This is a genomic window from Paraburkholderia sp. EB58 (assembly GCF_050436665.1).
Classification (GTDB): Bacteria; Pseudomonadota; Gammaproteobacteria; order Burkholderiales; family Burkholderiaceae; genus Paraburkholderia.
Genome location: NZ_JBNDMQ010000010.1, coordinates 1 through 20,344 on the forward strand (window position 1 = coordinate 1; position 20,344 = coordinate 20,344).

Sequence of the window (20,344 nt, forward strand, 5' to 3'; positions counted from 1 at the left end):
CCCGTGTGAAAGTAGGTAATCGTCAGGCTCCCCAGCAGCAAACAGAAACCCCACCCCGCAAAAGGTGGGGTTTCTGCGTTTACGCGTCCGGAAACGAATCAAACAAACCGCTGCAACACCAGCCCTCAAAACTTGCTTCCTTAAAGCGCCAGCTGTACCAACCCGCATGTCGCCAGCGTACCCGTCCAGAGCAGATCGAAATTAAGCCACTTGGTGCGCAGGCCCGCTACACCGAAGTGATCATAAACGGCTAGCGCAATCACCCCGGTCGTCAAAAGCATTGCCGCGCTGTGCACGCACAGAGCGATTGCCGCAATCGTAGCGGTAGAATCGGCGCCAGCGGCCACAGTCCCGGTTGCGTTAGACAAGGCACTGCAAATTGGCATCAGCGCGGGAATCAACATGAGGCCGGCGCCATGCGAACCCGCCACTACAAACGACCAAACCGTCAGGCCGGCAAAGCCCGTTTGCATTCCAACCAGCGGTCGCATCCGATGACCACGAAGCGCATGCCACGTCGCCCAACCGATCAGCAACGTACCGCACACCCGATTCAACACCGTATGGTCAATCACCATTCCTAGCGATAGTCCTGCCATCAACATGCTGCCGGCCGCGAGCGCATGCCCCAGCGCAATCGGTACGAGAGACAACAAAACCACCCGGCGACTGCGCCGATACAGTCCGAGCGCAACCGCGAACAACCATCCCATCGCCGGGTTGAGACCGTGAAACGTGCCGAGCGCGGCGACCGCGAGCCATGTCCACAATGAGGAGGTCGGCGAAGTCATTCTGTTCAGGGATAGCAGTACGAATCGGACGAACAGTCGCCGCCTTGCAGCCGGATCTGATGCGGTCTGTGACCTTCGGGCCACGCCAGGAAGAACTTCTCATCGAACGCCAGGCCGCCGTCGGTTCCTGCATCCAGTTTGACCATCCAGCCGTCAATGCCCTCGGGATAGAACTGCGGATCGACCGCGCCGTAAAGAGAGTTCGTGAAGTAGACGCGCTTGCCATCGCGGCTGACTTCGACCATTTGCGGACCGCCGTTGAGCGCACCGTTCGATGCGCCGGGATGCGTCGCGCGCGAAACTATGCCGCCGATCCGCACCTTCCCCGCCAGTTTTGGCGCGAACGGATCGGACACGTCGTATTGCAGCAGGTCGCCCGTTCCCCAGCAGGACACATATAAAAAGCGATCGTCCATCGACAGATCGATGTCGGTCACCAGCGGCGGCACAGCGCCGAACGATTTGAGCACCGGCGGCAGCAAGGCAGGGTCGGCAGGCTCGGCCGGAATGTCGATGATCTTGCGCACGGCCCACGTGTTCTTGTCGCGATACCAGGTCCAGATGGACGACGACAGGTCTTTCAGGCTGATCACGCAATTGACGAAACCATACGCTTTGGTCGGATCGTGGGCTGGGCGCAGTTCGAAAACGAGCTGATACTCCGGCCCGAAGTCGATCTCCTGCAAATGCTTGCGGCGTGTGAAATCCCAGAAGTGCAGTCGACGGCCATAGCGCGCACCCAGAAGCACTTCCGGAATCAAGCCGTTTTCAAAGGTGTCCGGCGTGCCCCATTCGCTGGTTACGAGCGTGTCATATCCCAGGTGCCACCAGCCGTCGTAGGCCAACTGCTGCGGTCCGCGGTCGACTTCCCAGCGCCCGAGCGGCTCGAAGCTTTCCGGATCCAGCAGAAAAATCCCGCCGGGCGCGCCACCGTCGGCGTTCCCGAGCGCAGTCACATAGATGCCGCCTGGACCGCAGTGCACCGTGTGCGGACGCGTATAGCCGGTGCGGCTGGCAATGGTCTCCGGTTCGATCACCTTGACGATGGTCGGGTTCAGCGGGTCGGGTTTCGTATCGAGGATATAGATGCGCGAGGAGCGCAGCCCCGGCACGACCAGGTAACGCCGCTCAGTATGCGGGTGCGGCGCGTTAGGGCAAAGGCAGGAGGAGCAGGCGTTCCAGCCGAAGTGATGCAATTCGTCGCCCGCGTGCGGCATCGACAGATTGCCGACGATCCGTGAATACGCCGGGGAAGCGGGGTCGACGTCGACCACGGCGATCGCATCGGGCCGTGTGCGATCGGGATCGAACGCGGCTACATAAGCGAGCTTTTCGGGCGGCGCCTGCGCGGCAAGGCGCGGCGAGGGGTAAAAGCTCGGGTCCGGCTTCCAGATGCCCATGGTGTTCCTCCTCCGTATCGATTTGAATTGCGAATCGGGGTGGCACAACTAGCCATCATGAACTGTAGTAGTTTTAACTCTGACGCAAAGCTCATTCCGGAATAAGCATATTCGCGGCCGGCGCAGGTAGGTCAGGTTTGCAATGCAACATGGACGCGAGGCAAACTCAACGACGCGTGCCTCGCATCCTAAGCCCGGCGCGTCAATGCTCCAATTGCTCACCCGGTTCGATGTCCGGTCCGGCGCGCATCGGCAGGAGACCGTCGACCGGATCGGTCTGTCCCAGTTCGGCGAGCAACGCCTCGTCGCGGGCAATCACCTTCGGCATATGCGTTCGGAGGAATTCCACCCACGTGCGAGTCTTTGCGTCGACGTACTTGCGCGAAGGATAGAGCGCGTAAATGTTTGCCTTCTGCAGCGTGTGTTCCGGCAGAACCCGCACCATGGATCCGTCGCGCAGCCCGTCGATTGCCGAGTAAAGTGGCAGCATGCCGATCCCCATGCCCTCGCGGATAGCCACCACTAGCGACTCCGCGATATTCACCTGAACGGACCCGCTGACTTCCATCAACTCGCTACCGTTGGGGCCTTCGAGCAGCCAATCTTTGGCCGGAAAGGCGGGGGTCTGCAGGATCAGACACTCGTGATTCACGAGATCGCGCGGTTGCTTCGGCGCCGTGTGGGCGCGCAGATAGCTGGGCGATGCGCACAGGATGTTGAACGTAGCGCCCAGTAGCAGCGATACGAGATCCGAATTCGGCAAGCTCGAGGCCGTGACCACAGCCACATCGGCGCTGCCTTCGAACAGATCCGGCATGCGCTGCGACAGCGTGAGCTCGACGGTAACCTCCGGATAGAGCGCGCGATAGCGCGAGATTGCCGGCAGCACGTAATGCTGCCCGATGCTGGCGTAACTATGCATGCGTAGCGCGCCAGTGGGGCGCTCATGCGCGCAACTCGCTTCCTCTTCAGCCGTGTCGACGTCAGCGAGAATCTGCCGGCAACGCGTCAGATAGCGTTCGCCGGCGGTCGTGAGCGCGAGGCGCCGGGTCGAGCGGTTCATCAGGCGGGTGCGCAGGTGGGCCTCGAGTTCCGAGACCGCGCGTGACATGGCGCCCGTCGTCGAATTGAGCGACTGTGCAGCGGCGGTGAAACTGCCGGCTTCCACCACGCGCACGAACACCCGCATATTTTGTAGCGTATCCATCAGTCCTTCTTGTTCGACATTTTCGAGAGAGAACCCGTATTGTCCGCCTGTTGCGCAACGCTATTGTTGTTCGATCTGGAATGATCGTTCCCGGCTTGTGCCATTAATGTGCGTCGCCAAGGCTCCTAAAATCGGTCCCTTGCCAGCCGGGCGGGCGCATTGCCACGTTCGGCACTCTTTCCAATCCGAATGACAGCCCAAGGCGCGGCTTTGCTTTCATGAAACGCCAGCATCTGATCCAGCCAACGCCCGGCCCTCATCGGCAGTGGGCCCCGATACTGCGCGCGACGGCTGCGGCCGGCCGGGACTGGGCAACGGGCGACGGCCTCATCTGGCTTCATCTGTTCAAAACGGTGACCGCCGCGCTGCTCGCGCTGGGCATTGCCATGCTGCTGGACCTGCAACAACCCCGCACCGCCATGACGACCGTGTTCGTCCTGATGCAGCCGTTCAGCGGCATGGTGCTCGCCAAAAGCTTTTATCGGATCATCGGGACGGCGGTAGGGACGATTGTCGCGCTCGTGCTTGGAGCGGTATTCGTGCAGCAGCCCGAACTCTACATGCTCGGTCTGACATGCTGGATAGGTGCCTGTATTGCTGCGGCGGTCCGGTATCGGCATTTTCAGTGGTACGGCTTCGTGCTGGCGGGCTACACCGCCGCCCTGATCGGCATTCCCACAGTGATGGAGCCGAACGCTCTGTTTCTCGCAGCGCTCACGCGCGCCGCGGAGGTCGCGGTCGGCATTGTGTGTTCGAGCGCTGTCAGCGCGTTGATCGTGCCCCAAAGGTCGAGCCTTGCGCTGCAACGCACACTGCGTAACAGATATCGCGATTTTACTGCGTTCGCAGCGCAGGTGCTCGGCGGCAAGGTTCAGCGGGGCGTCTTCGAAGGGCGCTTTGCCGACCTCGTCGATCAAATTGTGGGCTTCGAGGCGACCCGCACCTTCGCCGCATTCGAAGACCCAGGTATGCGCTCCCACAGCCGGCGTCTGGCTCGCCTGAACAGCGAGTTCATGGACGTCTGCGCCCGCCTGCATGCGTTGCGTCAACTGTTCAAGCGGTTGCAGGCTGGCGGCCCAAGCCTGGTAGTTGACGCAACGACGCCGTATTTCGACGAGCTATCGGCCCTGTTAGTCCGCCAGGATGCGAAGACCGTCGACGCGGCGCATGCGGCTCGCACTGCCGTCGAACTGCGGATCTTTCAGGCCATGCTGCCGCGCCGCGTACGGCAGACGCGTCAGACACTGGAAGCATCGGTGCCCGATCTGCTGGCCGATTTCGATACCTCGGCAGAACTGCTCTATCGTTTTGTAGACGAGTTCATTCGTTATACGGAGACCTATGCGTCGCTCGGACAACACAGGCCCGCGAAAGAGCGGCAGACCGTCCGCTACGTCAACAAAACGAACGGTCTGGTGGTCGGATTCACCTTCCTGCGGACCGTGGTCGTCATGGCTATCGTCGGGTGGTTCTGGATCGAAACCGATTGGCCAAGCGGCGGCCTGGCCGTCATCGGCGCAGCGCTCGCGTGTGCATTGACTTCGACCGCGCCCAATCCGTCCAGGCTGACCCTGCAGATGGCCATTGGCGCTGTCTTCGCCACGATGGCAGGCTATCTGTACACCTGCTACGTGTATCCGAACATCGACGGCTTCCCACTGCTTTGCGTGACGCTCGCACCCGTGCTGGCATTCGGTGCGTTCCTGGCGATGCGCCCTGGCACCTCCGGCTACGGCGTGGGTTTTTCGGTCTTCTTTTGCCTGCTCGCGGGCCCGGACAACGTGGTGAGTTACCAGCCGGACCTGCTGATCAACAACGGCATTGCGCTCGTCTCAGCGATGCTGGTTGCTGCGCTGGCATTTGCAGTGATTTTCCCTGCGCAGATGCCATGGCTGATCGGCAAAATCAAAGGCAGCTTACGATCTCAGGTGGTGCTGGCGTGCAAGGGTGAACTACGCGGACTGAACCAATATTTCCAGTCGAGTACTCACGATCTGATGGCGCAATTGCGCGTACTGCTAACGAAGCGTTCGCGCCAGCATCGCGACGCATTGCGTTGGATGCTCATCACGCTCGAAGTAGGGCACGCGGTTATCGACCTGCGCAACGAAGCGGCTAACGCGGCCTATGTCGAGGCATTGCATCCGCGTTGGAGCGCGTGCCTCGAGCAGATGAACGGCGATGTTGCGGCGCTGTTCGAGGAGCCTATACCACGTCATCTCGAGCGTGTGCTGGCGTCGGTGCGCGAGACGATCGGGATCGCGCAGGCGGTTCTTGAAACCGTCCACACGGATCGCGAACGGCGGCACGACCTGCAGCGCATGCTCGGCTCCCTGCATTTCATTCGCACAGCCTTGCTCGATAAAGACGCGCCGTTTAACGCGCGTTAATCAATGTGAGATTTCAATCCTTCTGCCGGATGGAACAATGCCTTCTTGCCGCGGCGGTTTATCCGTGCACATGCCGGTCCTATAGTTTGATCACTGCCTCGCGGCCCCCAAGCGGACTTCATACGGGGCGTGATCGTAAGTACCGGAGAAGACAGAATGAAAGCGTTGAAGATGGTCCTGATTGCCTGTTCCTTGTCTGCCGCAGCCGCCGTGGCTCACGCACAAACCTCGGATCCCGCTGCGGGCGCACAACAGCTTGCGCAAAACCAGGCGCAATTCCAGGAGCAATTGCATGAGCAACCCGCGACTAGCGCCGCCCAGCGAGGCCGTGTTGCCGCGCCGGCGAAAAAGGCCGGCGAGTGCGTCGGGCCGGTGAGCTTCTGCAACCTGTTCTTCGGCAGCTAGAAAGAGCCATCAGCTGTTGCTGATCTGTAGTGCGATGCATACCTTGTAGCGGCGCGTTTCATCGCGAGGCGCCGCTGAAGGGTGCGACAACCCGACGCCTGATCCGGACACGCAGAAGACGTGCGCATCGGGATAAACCAGCGGGTTGATTGTGGAGAGACTAATAGCATGTACGAAGACCGGATTCGTTGTGCCGCGGTGCGCGGCAAAATCACCTCTGCCGCTGCTGCCGCATCGCTGATTCATGATGGCATGCGCGTCGGAGCGAGCGGCTTTACGCGCGCAGGCGACGCGAAGGCCGTGCCCGTTGCCCTGGCCGAGCGGGCTCGTCAGGAGGGCAAACCATTGCGCATTACGTTGATGACGGGCGCCTCGCTCGGCCACGACGTAGACCGGACGCTGACCGAGGCGGGCGTGCTGGCTCGCCGCTTGCCGTTCCAGGTCGACAAGACCTTGCGTGATGCCATCAATCGCGGCGAAGTGATGTTTGTGGATCAGCACCTGTCCGAAACGGTGGAGATGTTGCGCGCCAACCAGCTCGGCAAACTCGATGTCGCGATCATCGAAGCGGTGGCAATTACGGAAACCGGTGGCATTGTCCCCACCACCTCGGTGGGCAACTCGGCGAGCTTCGCGATTCTTGCCGACAAGGTCATTGTCGAAATCAACCTTGCGCAACCGCTGGCGCTCGAAGGCCTGCACGACATCTGGATCCCCGCTCGCCGGCCGAACCGTGAACCGTTGCCGATCGTTCACCCGAGCGACCGGGTCGGCACACCGGCCATTGAGATTCCGCCTGAGAAAATCGCCGCAATCGTCATCACGAACATGCCAGACAGCACGTCGACGGTGTTGCCCGCCGACGAAGAAACGGAGCAGATCGCCGGTCACCTGATCGAATTTCTGCAGAACGAAGTGTCGCGTGGACGCATGCCGTCGCGCTTGCCACCGTTGCAGGCCGGCATCGGCACGATCGCCAACGCAGTGTTGGCCGGCTTCGTCAAATCGCCATTCGACGCGTTTGAAATCTATTCGGAAGTGCTGCAAGACTCGACGTTCGACCTGATGGATGCGGGCAAGGTCACCTTCGCATCGGGCGCGTCGATTACATTGTCGGCCGCACGGCACGCGCAGGTATTCGACAACCTGGACCACTATCGCGATCGTCTGGTGTTGCGCCCGCAAGAGGTCAGCAACCACCCCGAAGTGATCCGCCGCCTGGGTTTGCTTGCGCTGAATACCGCGCTTGAATTCGATATCTACGGCAACGTCAATTCGACCCACGTGGGCGGGACGCATATGATGAACGGAATCGGTGGCTCAGGCGATTTCGCGCGCAATGCGTCGTGCGCGATCTTCGCGACGAAGTCGATTGCGAAGGGCGGACGTATTTCAAGCGTTGTGCCGATGGTGCCTCATTGCGATCACAATGAGCATGACGTGGATGTGGTGGTCACGGAGCAGGGCTTGGCCGATCTGCGCGGGCTCGCGCCGCGTGAACGCGCCGTGCTGATCATCGAGAAGTGCGTGCATCCGCTCTATCGCGACATGCTGCGCGACTACTACAAGGATGCATTGAAGCGGGGCGGCCAAACGCCTCACAGCTTGGAGCGGGCATTCGCCTGGCATACACGCCTGAACGAAACCGGTTCGATGCTGGAAGAGGCCGCTGCGCTGGTTTGATTGCCCGCGCAACTAAAGAAGGATGCGGCGGAGGTTAGGCGACCGGAGTCGCCTGACGCGGCAAGCGCTAGGCTCCTCGCTTGATCAGCCGGATGATAAACAACAGGATAACTGCGCCGATCACCGCAGTGATGATCGAGCCAATCCAGCCACCGCCGAGCGAGATGTGCAGGACACCGGCAAGCCAGCCGCCGATAAACGCGCCGACAATGCCGACGATGATGTCGACGATCAACCCAAAACCACCGCCCTTGACGAGTACGCCCGCCAGCCAGCCAGCGATCGCGCCGATGATGAGCCATGCAATGATGCCGTGTTCCATAATCAAGACTCCATGGTTGAGCGTGAAAAATTCACGGTGACAGAGCTTAGTCCAAGGGTGGGGTGCAGTCCATATTCGGGATACAGAATTAACATTGTCTCAATGTTTTGCGGCGGAACCGGCAATGAGGCAGGCGATAGCGCGGAACGGGACGCATGGCGGCAGCGGCCATGGCGGGGAGGCAGTGGCATGCAAGGCGCAGTCGCTCGTTTCATTTCGTTCTCGGTCTCGGGCTGCACAGGGTACAAAGCATCGACTCACACGGCGCACTTCGCCCTCGCCGAGGCAAGACGCAGGCCGACACTTCGTCTACGGTTGTTATAGATGAAGCCGTCGCCGGGCGCAAGGCGCTGACTTGCCGCTATGCGGCGTGCGCCTCGTTGTCGGCGGTTTGAAGGCGAAGATAGCGCCGTGTGCCGGCCACTGCGATCCGCGATAATCCAGGATGCCGTGCTACTCCGGCGTCGGTTCCGCTTCTTTGGCAATCCAGCTGACGCTCGAGACGCTCGTTTCCATGCTAATGCGGCTTGCCATCAACTCGAGTTTGGACTGATCCTTCGGATGCAGTTTCATGGTCGCCGTGACGCGCATGCGGCCAGGCTGTTCCATCACGTCCTCGCTCGTCAGACTTTGAAACGACAGCGGCATCGAATACATCGAATTCGACAGCGCCGCGCGGATATGAATCTCATCCTCGTCGCGGCAGACCACGGTCAGCACGTACTCGCGCACGAGATCGGCATTTGAAACCGGCGTCGCATTGATGGTGCGGCTGACTTCGCGCAACACGGTGTTGGTCAGCAGCACTATAGCTGTGCCGGCAAGCGCCGGGCCGAAATGTCCCGCACCGCACAACACGCCGACGGCCGCCGAACACCACAAGGTGGCCGCCGTGTTGATGCCCTGAATGGAGCCCTTGTCGCGCATGATCACGCCGCCGCCGAGGAAGCCCACGCCGGACACCACGTAAGCGGCAATCTGCGTCACCCCAGCCGAGCCATTGCCGGTCAGGACCCCGAGCGTGACGAACAGGCACGCGCCGCTTGCGACGAGCGTGATGGTGCGCAGACCGGCGGTACGCTGGCGGATTTGCCGTTCGATGCCGATTGCGACACCACAAGCGAAGGCAGCGAGCAGCCGCCAGACAAATTCAAGCGTCATGGGATGAGTAATCAAGGCGTGCTTAGACGCATAGTTTGAACCATACGCGTGACAGCCCCGCTAACAATACGCGAAGCGCTACGCGCGACAGGGCGCGCGGGCTCCCGCTCGCGACGCGAATGCTATGGCCACGGCGAGGCGTCAGGCCTTGCAGCGGCGAATCACAGGTGCACGGGGATCACTACGGCGCGCACCGTCTGCCCAGATGGCAAGACGGCGGCAGGGATGAGACTGGCGCGGCGAACTTGCCGATCAGGCAATTGCGTAAAACGGAGATCGATAACTGCTACTGTCCAAGATGGGGATTCCGGTTAGACGGGTGGACGGATTTTAGGCAGCGGCACGATGTGAAGTCAACCGTCGAGTAGCGCTGTGGGTGCGGTTGGCAGAGCGAGAACGAGCCGAGTCCAGCCTGCGGCGCGCTTTTCGCTGTCTATCGTTGCGCCGATCGCGACAATGCGGCGGGCATCGGCGGCGGGGATGAAGATTTCCGCCGTGTCGAACGGCCGCCGTTACTGCCCCGTCCAGTTGACCGTGATGGTGGGCGTCGCGGCGTCGCTTTCGACGCTTACCTTCCAGCAACTGTATTCTCCGGAGCGCCAGGCTTCCGATTCGCCATCATCTTCAAAACACTCGCCTTGCGCGATGCCTACGCCATGGTAAGGCGCTACCATGAAGCCACGGCTGTCCGTGGGCTGAGCGAAGCGCTGCTCCGCGACATTCAGCGGAACTACAGGTGGTACAGATACGGAAGCAAGCAGTAGCAGGTTCGCAAACAAGGGTCGTCAAGCGTCGCGTTGTTCGCTTGAACATAAAAATGAACTCATGGTGTCCGCTCAGACGCTATCCCAAATAAATCCAATTCCATCTCAAAATAAATATGGACTACGAAGCTTGACAAGGTCCATCCCGGAAAACAAACTGACCTATGCGTTGAATCATGTCGTGCAGCCCATGCGTCATTTCACATGTGGCGACTGCACTTTGGTGCCCTCCCACATAACCCAGCGTGAGCGCTTCCGGCAATCGGGGGCGCTGCTTGGTGCATCCGCCCGCGGCCTGATTCTCTTTTCGTTATTACCTGATTGAGGATTGCACGAACAAGAAAGCTCTCGGCATCGTTGCCGGCGCACTGATCGCAGCAGCACCGCTTGTCTCGTCGGCGGCTGATTCGCTGCCCGCACCGTTCGAAGGCAACAGCGTATTGCAGGCCGACGGCGTCGTGAAGGGTATCGACCAGGCAAAGCACGCGGTCACCGTCGTCGACGTGCATGGCGGCGAAGCATCGTTCACCGTCACCGACGCAAGCAACTTTGCCCAGCTTCACCAAGGCAGCAAGGTCCACGTTCGTATGGTGCGTAGCGCGCTCGTGAGCCCGACGCACGGCGCGGCCGGCGTTCAGTCATCACCGCAGAACGTGACCGCCGAAGTCGTGGCGCTCGATCGCGCGTCCGGCGTGGTCGAGTTGAAGGGTCCCAACGGCGCGGTGTTCCATATCCAGGGGCGTGATCCGGTCAAGGTCGGCAACCTGCAGCCGGGTATGCACGTCGAGGTGGCCTATGCTCCGCAAGTGAACGTCGCTGTCGCGCCTGCGGCGCAGTAAAGCTTCCGCGGTCTGCTTCGCGTGAATCTGTGCGCGGAATGTCCTTAAGGGCGTTCCGCGCATTTCGTTTTTATGGCCGCTTTTATTGTTGTCGCTTATCGCTGCGGTTGTCGCTGCTTTCATCGCGCCTGATTGCTCGACGCGTGGCGCGGTGCCCTTGCTTTCCACATCCCGGTTTCAGCTCATTTCACCCGGCACCAAACGCAGCCGGGTAATCTCCGAAGGCGCGCCAAGCCGCTTGGGTGGTCCCCAATAGCCGGTTCCTCGGCTCGTATAAACCCACAATCCGTTTAGCCGCGCGAGCCCTGCCGTAAACGGCTGCTGCAAGCGCACAAAGAAATTCCACGGAAAGAACTGGCCACCGTGCGTGTGGCCCGACAACTGCAGGGTAAAACCCGCTTCGGCAGCGGCTTCGGCCGAACGTGGCTGATGCGCCAGCAGCACCTTGATCAACACGTCACCCGGGGCGCCCGCAAGCGCTGCCGCAGGGTCACTGCGGTGGGTCGGATCAAAATGGGCGGCCGAATAGTCGGTTACACCCGCGATCACCGCACGTGCGCCTTCGTGTTCCACCACCACGTGCTCGTTGAGCAGCACATGCAAGCCGAGTCGGCGGAACTCGTCGATCCATGCGTCCGCGCCCGCGTAGTACTCGTGATTGCCAGTGACGAGGAACGCACCGTGCCGCGCACTGAGGCGCGACAGCGGTCGCGTGTGGTCGCGCAGCTGCGGCACGCTGCCGTCGACCACGTCGCCGGTCACCGCAATCAGATCGGGCTTGAGGCGGTTGACGGCATCGACGATCGCGTCAACGTAGCGACGCTTGATGGTCGGACCAACGTGGATGTCGCTGATCTGGACGATCGTGAAGCCGTCGAGTGCGGGCGGTAGATCGTCTATCGGCACCTCGATCGTGACGACGCGAGCGCGGCGCCGCGCGTTGAAAAGGCCGACCGCCGTGGACAGCAACGCAAGCAGCGGCACCGCCGCAGCGGAGTCCATGCGCCACGCGGTCAGCGGGATGGCGTGCGGCCAGATCGCATCGATCGTCAGCAGCGAGGCCATCGCCAGATCGCGCACGAAGGTGAGCACCAGCAAGGACGAAAAGAAGCCCAATCCCAGAAGGCCGATCCAGGCGAGCCGGTCGGCGAGCGGCTGGCGCTTGATCGTGCGCGCCACCATGCCGAGCGGAATCAACAGGCACGACAGCACGAGCCAGAGGACTGCCAGCCACCGGCCGGTGGAATTGATGGGCAGGTCCGGTATGACTCGGAACCCAACGTAAATGTGGAACAGGACGCCAATGCAAATAAAGCGAACAAAGAACGATGAGCGGCGCATAAGTGGCGAAAGGCGGAAGGGGGTGCCGGACGAACGCGCAGAGGCTTTGGCGCGTGTTGTGCAGATTTGCCGGCAAGGCAGATCATTCTACCGGCATGTCGTCACGCTTGCCGACGCTGCCCGGTTTCCTTTTCCAGGGACAAGGGACTGCGAATTCATCCGGCCTCCCTTTTTTGCGTTGCCGTCCGCTGGACGGGCCCGCACGGTCGGCGACAGGACTGGAAACTGGCTGGAAAGAGATTTTGAACAGTCGAATTAAACAGGTTTTGAATTGGGCTTGCGAGTGGACTATTCTGAAAGAGAACCCTGATGCAACCGGCCTCTCCGGCGCCTTATATCCGTCTGGATGTCCAAGGCCTGTCAGGCACGACGGTCGCATGACGTGGTTCGGTCTGATCGCCCGTTGAGAGCGAGTGGTAGGAGATGCATCATGAAACTGACCAGAACAGGCCATCATCCGCATCACGTCGGCCACGAAGGTAGTCATGTGATGTTGCCGATGGTGGTGTTGTCGCTCATGGCTATCGGCGTCTACTACGGAGTGCGGAGCTTCGACATTTCGGAATTGGGCCGAGACGCGCTATTCGATGTTGTGATGGTCTTCGTGGCTCTGGGCATCGCAGGGCTCTTCGGCATCGTCGGTGCGTGGTTGCGTTCGCGCGGCGACGAGGCCGAAGAGGGCTTTTGCTTTGCCGGCGCGTTGATCGGCGCCGTCGTGTTTTACGTGGCGTTGTTCACCTGAACATCTGAAGCCTGACACGCACCAGGTGCTCCGGAGTTCGCATCAGACGATCTGGGCGGCTTCGTCGAACGTAAAGCGCGGGCTTCGCGCGAACAGCTTCGACGGGTCGCCGTAGCCCAGATTGATGAGGAAATTCGCCTTCACGGTAGTGCCCGCGAAGAACGCCGCGTCGACCTTGGCGGCATCGAAGCCCGACATGGCGCCGGTATCGAGCCCGAGCGCGCGTGCGGCCATGATCAGATAGCCACCTTGCAGCGTCGCGTTACGAAACGCGGTGTCGGCGATGACCTTGTCATTGCCGGCGAACCAGCTACGGGCGTCGGCGTGCGGGAACAGCTTTGGCAAGTGCTCGTGAAAAGCCATATCCATAGCCACGATCACCGTCACCGGCGCAGCCATGGTCTTCTCGAGGTTGCCGGCCGAAAGGGCGGGGCGCAGCTTTTCCTTCGCCTCCGGCGACTTGACGAAAACGAACCGGCCTGGGCTCGAATTGGCCGACGTCGGCCCGAGCAGGACAAGTTCGACCAATTGCTTGAGAAGGGCATCGTCGACCGGTTTGGCTTGCCAGCCGTTATGCGTACGTGCGTTACGAAAGAGCTGGTCGAGTGCGTCGTCGGAAAGCGTCATGATGGTCAGTTAGCTGAAGAGAAAAATCGGGTCGCGGTGGCACCGCACGGCAAGGCCGGCTTGATGCTGGTTGGCCGAAAGAGAGCGCAAGCCGGGTGCGTGACCCAAGCCGGCGACTCGTTCCATAATAACAAGGCCACTTCCCACTAGAGCGCGCTGGTGCGCATGCGACATGCTATCCCATGAACGACCTGTTCGACGATCTTCCCAAGCCTGACGTTGCCTGGTATCCCGACTGGCTTGCGCCGGAAACGGCTGAGCGCGCGTTGCAGCAACTTCTCGACGAAGTCGCGTGGAAGCAGGAATCGATGGGCACGCCGGCCGGGCGCGTGGCGCTGCCGCGTCTCACGGCGTGGCAAGGCGAGGCGGACGCGATCTACGTCTATTCCGGGATCCGCAACGTGCCGCAAGCGTGGACACCGATGGTTGAGGAACTGAAGACGGGGGCCGAAACGATCTGCGGATGCCGCTTCAATAGCGTGCTGCTCAACCGCTACCGCAGCGGGATGGACAGCATGGGCTGGCACGCCGATCACGAGCGCGAGTTGGGGCCGCAGCCGCTGATTGCGTCAGTGAGTCTGGGCGTTGCCCGCACCTTTGATCTACGCCACAACAAGACGGGAGTGGTGCAGTCGTACCAGCTCAAAGGCGGCAGCCTGCTCGTCATGCAGGGCAACACGCAGGCGGAATGGCGCCACCGGGTGCCTAAAGAGCCGCGTGTGAGCGGCGAGCGGATCAATCTGACGTTTCGCTGGGTGACGCCCGGGCGCTAGCGGCGGCGATCTGCCGTTGTTTCAGTTGACTGCCGTAACGGGCACGCGGGAAACGCTCACCAGACGGTCCAGCACGCTGCGATTCACCAGTCGAACGACGGCGTGGAACAGGTCCCTGCGCGGCGCCGTAACCACAATCTCGTCGCAATCGTTTTGTTCTGCACAATCCGCGATGGTCGGCACGAGCGGACCCTCTCTGACTTCTACGGAGTACTTGACGCCTGCATCCTCGAGGATGCGTTTGGCGCGGCTAAACGTTGCCTCGGCATAACTCTCTTCGTGTGCGCGCAATGTCGCGAGCGTATAAAAGGCTTCGACACGTGTCGGTCCGAGCGGCGGCAGCACATTGACCAACACGACTTCGGACGCACATCGCTCGTTATAGAGGAACGCAGCGTGCCGGACCGCTTGCAGCGAGCGCGTCGAATGGCTTACGGGAACCAGCAGTTTCAGCATGATCGGTTGTCTATCAGTTGACCGTTAGATCTGTCTGCGGATGCGCAACAGGATCGATTACAGCGTAGCGGGAGCCGCGTACCGAGCGTCTAAAGAGTGCCTGCAAGCGCATAAAAATCGCATTAAAAAAGTGCCGGGGTACTGGGCGGTCTGCACGGGGCTCTCGCCGCGCGGGTATGCGCGACTGTGCGCCCAGCTTCGAGTCGCTATACCAAAATTGGTATGGAGTGCGCGAATCATATGATTGGACGCTGAAGGCGCCAGCCACTACGCTTGATCACGATCCTTGCTGAGGGCTTGCTTCAGGCCGCCACGGATCGACAACACAACAACGATCAGGAGACAGTCATGGCGAATTCACGACGCATGGTATGTCGTGCGTTGGGCGCGCTTGCGCTCACTGCGGGAATCGGGGCTCTCAGCCTCGCGGCGCCCGGCGCATATGCCCAGGACAAACCCATCACCCTCGGTTTCGCGCAGGTCGGCGCCGAGAGTGCATGGCGTACCGCCAATACCGAATCGATCAAATCGGCCGCTGCCGACGCAAAGATCAACCTCAAATTCTCGGACGCCCAGCAGAAGCAGGAAAACCAGATCAAGGCAATCCGCTCGTATATCGCGCAGAAAGTCGACGTGATCGCGTTTTCGCCGGTGGTGGAATCCGGCTGGGAGCCGATCCTGCTTGAGGCCAAGGCCGCGAAGATCCCAGTGATCCTGACCGACCGCAACATCGACGTGAAGGACACCTCGCTCTACGTCACGATGATCGGCTCGGACTTCATGGAAGAAGGGCGACGCGGCGGTCACTGGCTCGAAGACAACTTTAAAAATAACCCGGGACCGATCAACATCGCCGAACTGCAGGGAACCGTCGGATCTGCGCCTGCCAATGACCGGCATTCCGGTCTCATGGAAGTGATCAAGAACGATCCTAAATTCAAGATCATTGCCTCGCAAAGCGGTGACTTCACGCTGGCCGGCGGCAAGCAGGTGATGGAAGCCTTTATAAAAACTTATGGAAATAAAATAAATGTAGTTTATGCGCATAACGACGATATGGCGCTCGGCGCCATCCAGGCGATGGAAGAGGCCGGCATGCACCCCGGCAAAGACATCACCGTCGTCTCGTTCGATGCGACCAAGGGCGGCTTCCAGGCGATGGCCGCGGGCAAGATGAATGTCGACGTGGAGTGCAGTCCGTTGCTCGGGCCGCAACTGATGTCAGCAGTGAAGGACGTGGTGGCCGGCAAGCCATTGCCGAAGCGGATTCTGACCCAGGAGACGGTCTTCCCGGAGAGCGTCGCGGCGCAGACCTTGCCGACGCGCAAGTACTGAACCTAAGCCGAATCGATGAGAGAATCGATTAACTGAACCACAGGCCGTAACAAGTTTCTCCAGCGGTGCCTGGCCGTCCGGTTGCGATTGCAGCAGGCGGCCTCTTTTCCACCCATCGAGCGAGGTCTATGGCCCACCCGACTCCTGATCCGTCCGACCCCGTCCGTGGTCGCGGCCTGGCGGCGGCGCCGCATGCCGATTCGAGCGCCCAGACGGGAGAAATTGAGCCAATTCTGGCAACTGCTGGTGTCAGCAAAACGTTCCCCGGCGTGAAGGCGCTGCAAAACGTCAACTTCCGTCTGTTCCCGGGCGAGGTGCACACGCTGATGGGGCAGAACGGCGCCGGTAAATCCACCTTGATCAATGTGCTGACGGGGGTCGTCGCTCCCGATAGCGGTGTGGTGCGGCTTGGCGGTCAGCCGGTGGCGTTCGGTTCGCCGCAGGAAGCCGAGGCAGCCGGTGTGCGTACGCTGTACCAGGAAGTGAATCTGTGTCCCAATCTGTCGGTGGCGGAAAACGTGTTCGCGGGCCGCCAGCCGAAACGTTTCGGTGCCATCGACTGGCGCGAAATCCGGCGTCGCGCGCAGGCGGCGCTCGCCCGGCTCGACGTTTCGCTGGATGTCACCAAGTCGCTCGATGCCTATCCGATTGCCGTGCAGCAGATGGTGGCCATCGCGCGGGCGATTTCAGTCGACGCGCGCGTGCTGATTCTCGACGAACCCACCTCGAGCCTCGATGACAGCGAGGTGGCACAGCTTTTCAAAATACTTCGGTATCTTAAGCAATCCGGTATTGCGATTCTGTTCGTGACGCATTTTCTCGAGCAGACCTATGCCATTTCCGATCGCATCACCGTAATGCGCAATGGGGAGTGCGAGGGTGAATACCTGGCGCGCGATCTGTCGGCGGATCAACTGGTCGCGAAGATGGTCGGACACGAACGCATGAGGACCCGGCTTCGGGAGGCCGAGCACGAAACGCCTGCAGAGCGGCAGGCCGTGCCACCGTTCGTCGAGTTACGCGGGGTCGGGCGGCGCGGCATGATGCAGCCGGTCGATCTCGACGTCCAGCCGGGACAGATTCTCGGTCTGGCGGGGCTGCTCGGCTCGGGACGTACCGAGACCGCGCGCCTGCTGTTCGGAGCGGACCGTGCCGATAGCGGCACGATCACCATAGACGGGAAAGCGGTGCGCCTGCGTTCGCCGCACGATGCCGTCGCGCTTGGCATCGGCTACTGTCCGGAAGACCGCAAGAAGGAGGGCATTGTCGCCGAGCTGTCGATCCGCGAAAACATTCTGCTGGCGCTGCAGGCGCAGCGCGGCTGGCTGCGCAAGATCAGCGGTTCCCGGGCCCGTGAGCTGGCCGATCTGTGGATCGAGCGGCTCGGCATCAAAGCCTCGGACGCTGAACAGCCGATCGGCCTGCTCTCCGGCGGGAACCAGCAAAAGGCGCTGCTCGCGCGCTGGCTCGCGACCGAACCCAGACTGCTGATTCTCGACGAGCCGACCCGCGGCATCGACGTGGCCGCGAAGTTCGACATCATGGACCGGATGCTCGCGCTGTGCGCGGGCGGCCTCGCGATTCTATTCATCTCGTCGGAGGTCAGCGAGGTGCTGCGGGTGAGCCACCGCGTCGCAGTGCTGCGCGATCGCCGCAAGATTGCGGAAGTGGCGGGCAACGCGTCGAACGAGGACAACATCTATCGACTGATCGCGGGGAGCGCCGAATGAAGCTATCGAACTGGTTCGCTCGTGATGGCGCGGAGCGTCCATTGATCTGGCCGTGCGTGACACTCGCACTGCTTTTCCTGCTCGATCTGTGGGTCAATCCGCATTTTCTGTCGCTACGCATGCTTGACGGCCATCTGTTCGGCGCGCCGATCGACATTCTCAATCGGGCGGCGCCGCTGGTTCTGGTCGCCACGGGAATGACGTTGGTGATTGCCACGCGCGGCATCGACATTTCCGTCGGCGCCGTGGTGGCGATTGCTGGCGCCGCAGCGGCCACCATGCTGGCCACGCAGCCCTTCCCGAGTGCGGGGCTGATTGGGCAGGCGCTGGGTGCGGCGCTGATTGTCGGGATCCTGAGTGGCATGTGGAACGGCATGCTGGTAGCTTACGTCGGCATGCAGCCAATCATTGCTACCTTGATCCTGATGGTGGCCGGCCGTGGCGTCGCGCAGTTGCTGACCGGCGGCCAGATCATTCCAATCGGAGCGGCGGGCTATCTGTTCGTCGGCGGCGGCTATCTGCTGGCGGTGCCGTTTTCCGTGTGGATTGCGACAGCCGCGGTGTTGCTGACGGCGCTGCTCATCGAGGGTACGGCGCTCGGACTGTTTATCCGCGCGATCGGGGTGAATCCGGTGGCGACGCGGCTGGTGGGTCTGCGCTCGAAAGCCATTGTGTTTGCCGTGTATGGCTTCTCCGGACTTACGGCGGCGATTGCTGGCATCCTGATCAGTTCGAACGTACGCAGTGCAGACGGTAATAACGCCGGACTGCTGCTGGAACTCGACGCCATCCTCGCGGTGACGCTGGGTGGCACCTCGCTGCTCGGCGGCCGCTTCAGTCTCGCAGGCACGGTGCTCGGTGCGCTCATTATCCAGACGCTGACCTACACCACCTATTCCATCGGTGTGCCGCCCGAAGCGACGCTCGTCGTCAAGGCGATAGTGGTGCTGGTGGTCAGCGTGATCCAGTCGCCCTCGGCGCGTGCGCTGGCGATGTCGCTGTTCAGTTCGCGCGGGGTGGCACGATGAAACGGCTAGTCGAAATCTGGGCTCGTATTTTCGATCCGCGCACGTTGCCGATCGCCGTCACCATCCTGCTGTTCTGCGCGCTCTTTGGCTTCGGCTCGGTGATGTACACCGGCTTTTTCTCGCTACAGGTGCTGCTGGATCTGCTGATCGACAACGCGTTCCTGTTGATTGTCGCGATCGGCATGACGTTCGTGATCGTCTCGGGTGGGATCGACCTCTCGGTGGGTTCGGTGGTTGCGCTCACAACGATCGTCGAGGCGGTGCTGTCTGAACGTATGCATGCCTCGGTCTGGGTCATCCTGCCGATCGTGCTGGTGATGGGCGCGTTATTCGGCGCGGTGCAGGGGGCGTTGATTCACTTTTTCCGTTTGCAGCCGTTCATCGTCACGCTGGCTGGAATGTTCTTCGCACGTGGGCTGTGCTTCCTGATCACCACGCAGTCGATCACGATCACCGATCCGACCTTCAAGGCCATCTCGTCGTACCGTCTACCGATAGGCACCGGTTCGGTGAGCGCCAATGTGTTGATCGCGCTGGTGACGCTGGTTGCCGCGATTTTCGTCGCGCATTTCACGCGCTTCGGACGCAATGTGTATGCGGTCGGCGGCAACCCGCGTTCGGCGTTGCTGATGGGGCTGCCGGTCGCGCATACGCGAATCGGCGTGTATGCGCTGAGCGGATTCTGTTCGGCGCTCGGTGGCGCGGTCTTCACGTTCTACGTGCTGTCCGGCTATGGATTGCAGGGGCAGGGCATGGAGCTCGACGCGATCGCGGCCACTGTGATCGGCGGCACCTTGCTGACCGGTGGTGTCGGCTATGTCATCGGCTCGCTGTTCGGCGTTGGCATTCTCGGCACGATCCAGACGTTGATCACCTTCGACGGCACGCTGAGCTCGTGGTGGACACGCATTGTGATCGGCGCGCTGCTGTGCGCGTTCTGCCTGCTGCAACGCCTGATCGAACGTCATGCACGTTCGGTGCGGCGGCCGGGCGGTCCTGCGGGTGCAGTGGTGTCGACCCCATCGCGCGAGCGCTCACGTCACGACTCGGCCGCTACGGACTCGCAAGCGGCTGGGCGCGTGCCGCAGGAAGGCTTGCCCAAGGCCCTGGGGCGTTGAAGCGAGGTGGGCGGCCCGCGCAAAGGCAAAGCGCCCACGTTTCGTATCGCAGCCAGACGATAAGCGACGCCATCACGCCACATCCCCGAAAAGTCCCCGACGCGCAGAAGCCGAGCGGCTGACGCGCGTATCCCAATGCATGGCAGTGAGATTCGTCCTATGCCATTTGCTGTGCTATCATGTAATAACATTGTGTTTACTTTAGTTCGTTAACCCCTTAGCATTCCTGTTC

Annotated in this window: 19 protein-coding genes; 10 read left to right on the forward strand and 9 right to left on the reverse strand. The window is 61.3% G+C overall.

Annotated elements, in window-relative coordinates; translation table 11 throughout:
* Positions 1–140: 140 nt before the first annotated feature.
* The 3 genes from P3T40_RS16235 to P3T40_RS16245 form a co-directional block, all read right to left on the reverse strand.
* Entirely contained in the window at positions 141–791 is a 651-nt protein-coding gene (locus tag P3T40_RS16235) for a hypothetical protein (RefSeq protein WP_429268740.1), read from the reverse strand.
* Between the two features lie 5 nt (positions 792–796).
* The gene (locus tag P3T40_RS16240) at positions 797–2,191 is read right to left on the reverse strand and encodes a selenium-binding family protein (RefSeq protein ID WP_429268741.1); all 1,395 of its coding nucleotides are present in this window, start codon (positions 2,189–2,191) and stop codon (positions 797–799) included.
* Positions 2,192–2,393: 202 nt separating this feature from the next.
* Positions 2,394–3,398, reverse strand: coding sequence for a LysR family transcriptional regulator (locus P3T40_RS16245; RefSeq protein WP_429268742.1), 1,005 nt, complete (start codon positions 3,396–3,398; stop codon positions 2,394–2,396).
* Between the two features lie 218 nt (positions 3,399–3,616).
* Here P3T40_RS16245 and P3T40_RS16250 point away from each other — a divergent pair, with 218 nt between their 5' ends.
* The 3 genes from P3T40_RS16250 to P3T40_RS16260 all read left to right on the forward strand — a co-directional run bounded on the left by P3T40_RS16250 (position 3,617) and on the right by P3T40_RS16260 (position 7,876).
* Complete coding sequence (locus P3T40_RS16250) at positions 3,617–5,788, forward strand: FUSC family protein (protein ID WP_429268743.1); 2,172 nt, start codon at positions 3,617–3,619, stop codon at positions 5,786–5,788.
* Positions 5,789–5,944: 156 nt separating this feature from the next.
* Complete coding sequence (locus tag P3T40_RS16255) at positions 5,945–6,193, forward strand: hypothetical protein (protein ID WP_429268744.1); 249 nt, start codon at positions 5,945–5,947, stop codon at positions 6,191–6,193.
* 168 nt (positions 6,194–6,361) lie between these two features.
* Entirely contained in the window at positions 6,362–7,876 is a 1,515-nt protein-coding gene (locus tag P3T40_RS16260) for an acetyl-CoA hydrolase/transferase family protein (protein WP_429268745.1), read from the forward strand.
* A gap of 67 nt (positions 7,877–7,943) precedes the next feature.
* On the opposite strand, the gene P3T40_RS16265 is transcribed toward P3T40_RS16260, so the two are convergent.
* The 3 genes from P3T40_RS16265 to P3T40_RS16275 form a co-directional block, all read right to left on the reverse strand.
* On the reverse strand, positions 7,944–8,198 hold the full coding sequence (locus tag P3T40_RS16265) for a GlsB/YeaQ/YmgE family stress response membrane protein (protein WP_429268746.1): 255 nt from the start codon (positions 8,196–8,198) through the stop codon (positions 7,944–7,946).
* 453 nt (positions 8,199–8,651) lie between these two features.
* Complete coding sequence (locus P3T40_RS16270; protein WP_429268747.1) at positions 8,652–9,359, reverse strand: MgtC/SapB family protein; 708 nt, start codon at positions 9,357–9,359, stop codon at positions 8,652–8,654.
* 512 nt (positions 9,360–9,871) lie between these two features.
* Positions 9,872–10,033, reverse strand: coding sequence for a DUF5110 domain-containing protein (locus tag P3T40_RS16275; protein ID WP_429268748.1), 162 nt, complete (start codon positions 10,031–10,033; stop codon positions 9,872–9,874).
* A 530-nt stretch (positions 10,034–10,563) separates the two neighbouring features.
* Here P3T40_RS16275 and P3T40_RS16280 point away from each other — a divergent pair.
* Positions 10,564–10,962, forward strand: a complete 399-nt coding sequence (locus P3T40_RS16280; RefSeq protein WP_429268749.1) for a hypothetical protein — start codon at positions 10,564–10,566, stop codon at positions 10,960–10,962.
* A 177-nt stretch (positions 10,963–11,139) separates the two neighbouring features.
* On the opposite strand, the gene P3T40_RS16285 is transcribed toward P3T40_RS16280, so the two are convergent.
* Positions 11,140–12,303 (reverse strand): metallophosphoesterase, encoded by a 1,164-nt coding sequence (locus P3T40_RS16285; RefSeq protein ID WP_429268750.1) that lies wholly within the window; start codon positions 12,301–12,303, stop codon positions 11,140–11,142.
* 430 nt (positions 12,304–12,733) lie between these two features.
* Between P3T40_RS16285 and P3T40_RS16290 the strand changes: the two genes are divergently transcribed.
* The gene (locus P3T40_RS16290) at positions 12,734–13,045 is read left to right on the forward strand and encodes a hypothetical protein (RefSeq protein WP_429268751.1); all 312 of its coding nucleotides are present in this window, start codon (positions 12,734–12,736) and stop codon (positions 13,043–13,045) included.
* Between the two features lie 42 nt (positions 13,046–13,087).
* Here P3T40_RS16290 and P3T40_RS16295 read toward each other — a convergent pair whose 3' ends face one another.
* Positions 13,088–13,672: a malonic semialdehyde reductase gene (locus P3T40_RS16295; RefSeq protein WP_429268752.1), complete on the reverse strand. Its 585-nt coding sequence runs from the start codon at positions 13,670–13,672 to the stop codon at positions 13,088–13,090.
* 182 nt (positions 13,673–13,854) lie between these two features.
* Here P3T40_RS16295 and P3T40_RS16300 point away from each other — a divergent pair, with 182 nt between their 5' ends.
* Positions 13,855–14,445: an alpha-ketoglutarate-dependent dioxygenase AlkB family protein gene (locus P3T40_RS16300; RefSeq protein ID WP_429268753.1), complete on the forward strand. Its 591-nt coding sequence runs from the start codon at positions 13,855–13,857 to the stop codon at positions 14,443–14,445.
* Between the two features lie 21 nt (positions 14,446–14,466).
* On the opposite strand, the gene P3T40_RS16305 is transcribed toward P3T40_RS16300, so the two are convergent.
* A complete protein-coding gene (locus P3T40_RS16305) occupies positions 14,467–14,901 on the reverse strand; it encodes a universal stress protein (RefSeq protein WP_429268754.1) in 435 nt (144 codons plus the stop codon).
* A gap of 348 nt (positions 14,902–15,249) precedes the next feature.
* Here P3T40_RS16305 and P3T40_RS16310 point away from each other — a divergent pair, with 348 nt between their 5' ends.
* The 4 genes from P3T40_RS16310 (at position 15,250) to yjfF (ending at position 20,112) form a co-directional block, all read left to right on the forward strand.
* Positions 15,250–16,236 (forward strand): ABC transporter substrate-binding protein, encoded by a 987-nt coding sequence (locus P3T40_RS16310; protein ID WP_429268755.1) that lies wholly within the window; start codon positions 15,250–15,252, stop codon positions 16,234–16,236.
* Positions 16,237–16,364: 128 nt separating this feature from the next.
* Positions 16,365–17,966: a sugar ABC transporter ATP-binding protein gene (locus P3T40_RS16315; RefSeq protein WP_429268756.1), complete on the forward strand. Its 1,602-nt coding sequence runs from the start codon at positions 16,365–16,367 to the stop codon at positions 17,964–17,966.
* Positions 17,963–18,994: an ABC transporter permease gene (locus P3T40_RS16320; protein WP_429268757.1), complete on the forward strand. Its 1,032-nt coding sequence runs from the start codon at positions 17,963–17,965 to the stop codon at positions 18,992–18,994. The genes P3T40_RS16315 and P3T40_RS16320 overlap by 4 nt, the downstream gene beginning before the upstream one ends.
* Positions 18,991–20,112 carry a galactofuranose ABC transporter, permease protein YjfF gene (gene yjfF / locus P3T40_RS16325; protein WP_429268758.1) on the forward strand — a complete coding sequence of 374 codons (1,122 nt, stop codon included), beginning with the start codon at positions 18,991–18,993 and terminating at the stop codon, positions 20,110–20,112. The genes P3T40_RS16320 and yjfF overlap by 4 nt, the downstream gene beginning before the upstream one ends.
* Positions 20,113–20,344: the final 232 nt, after the last annotated feature.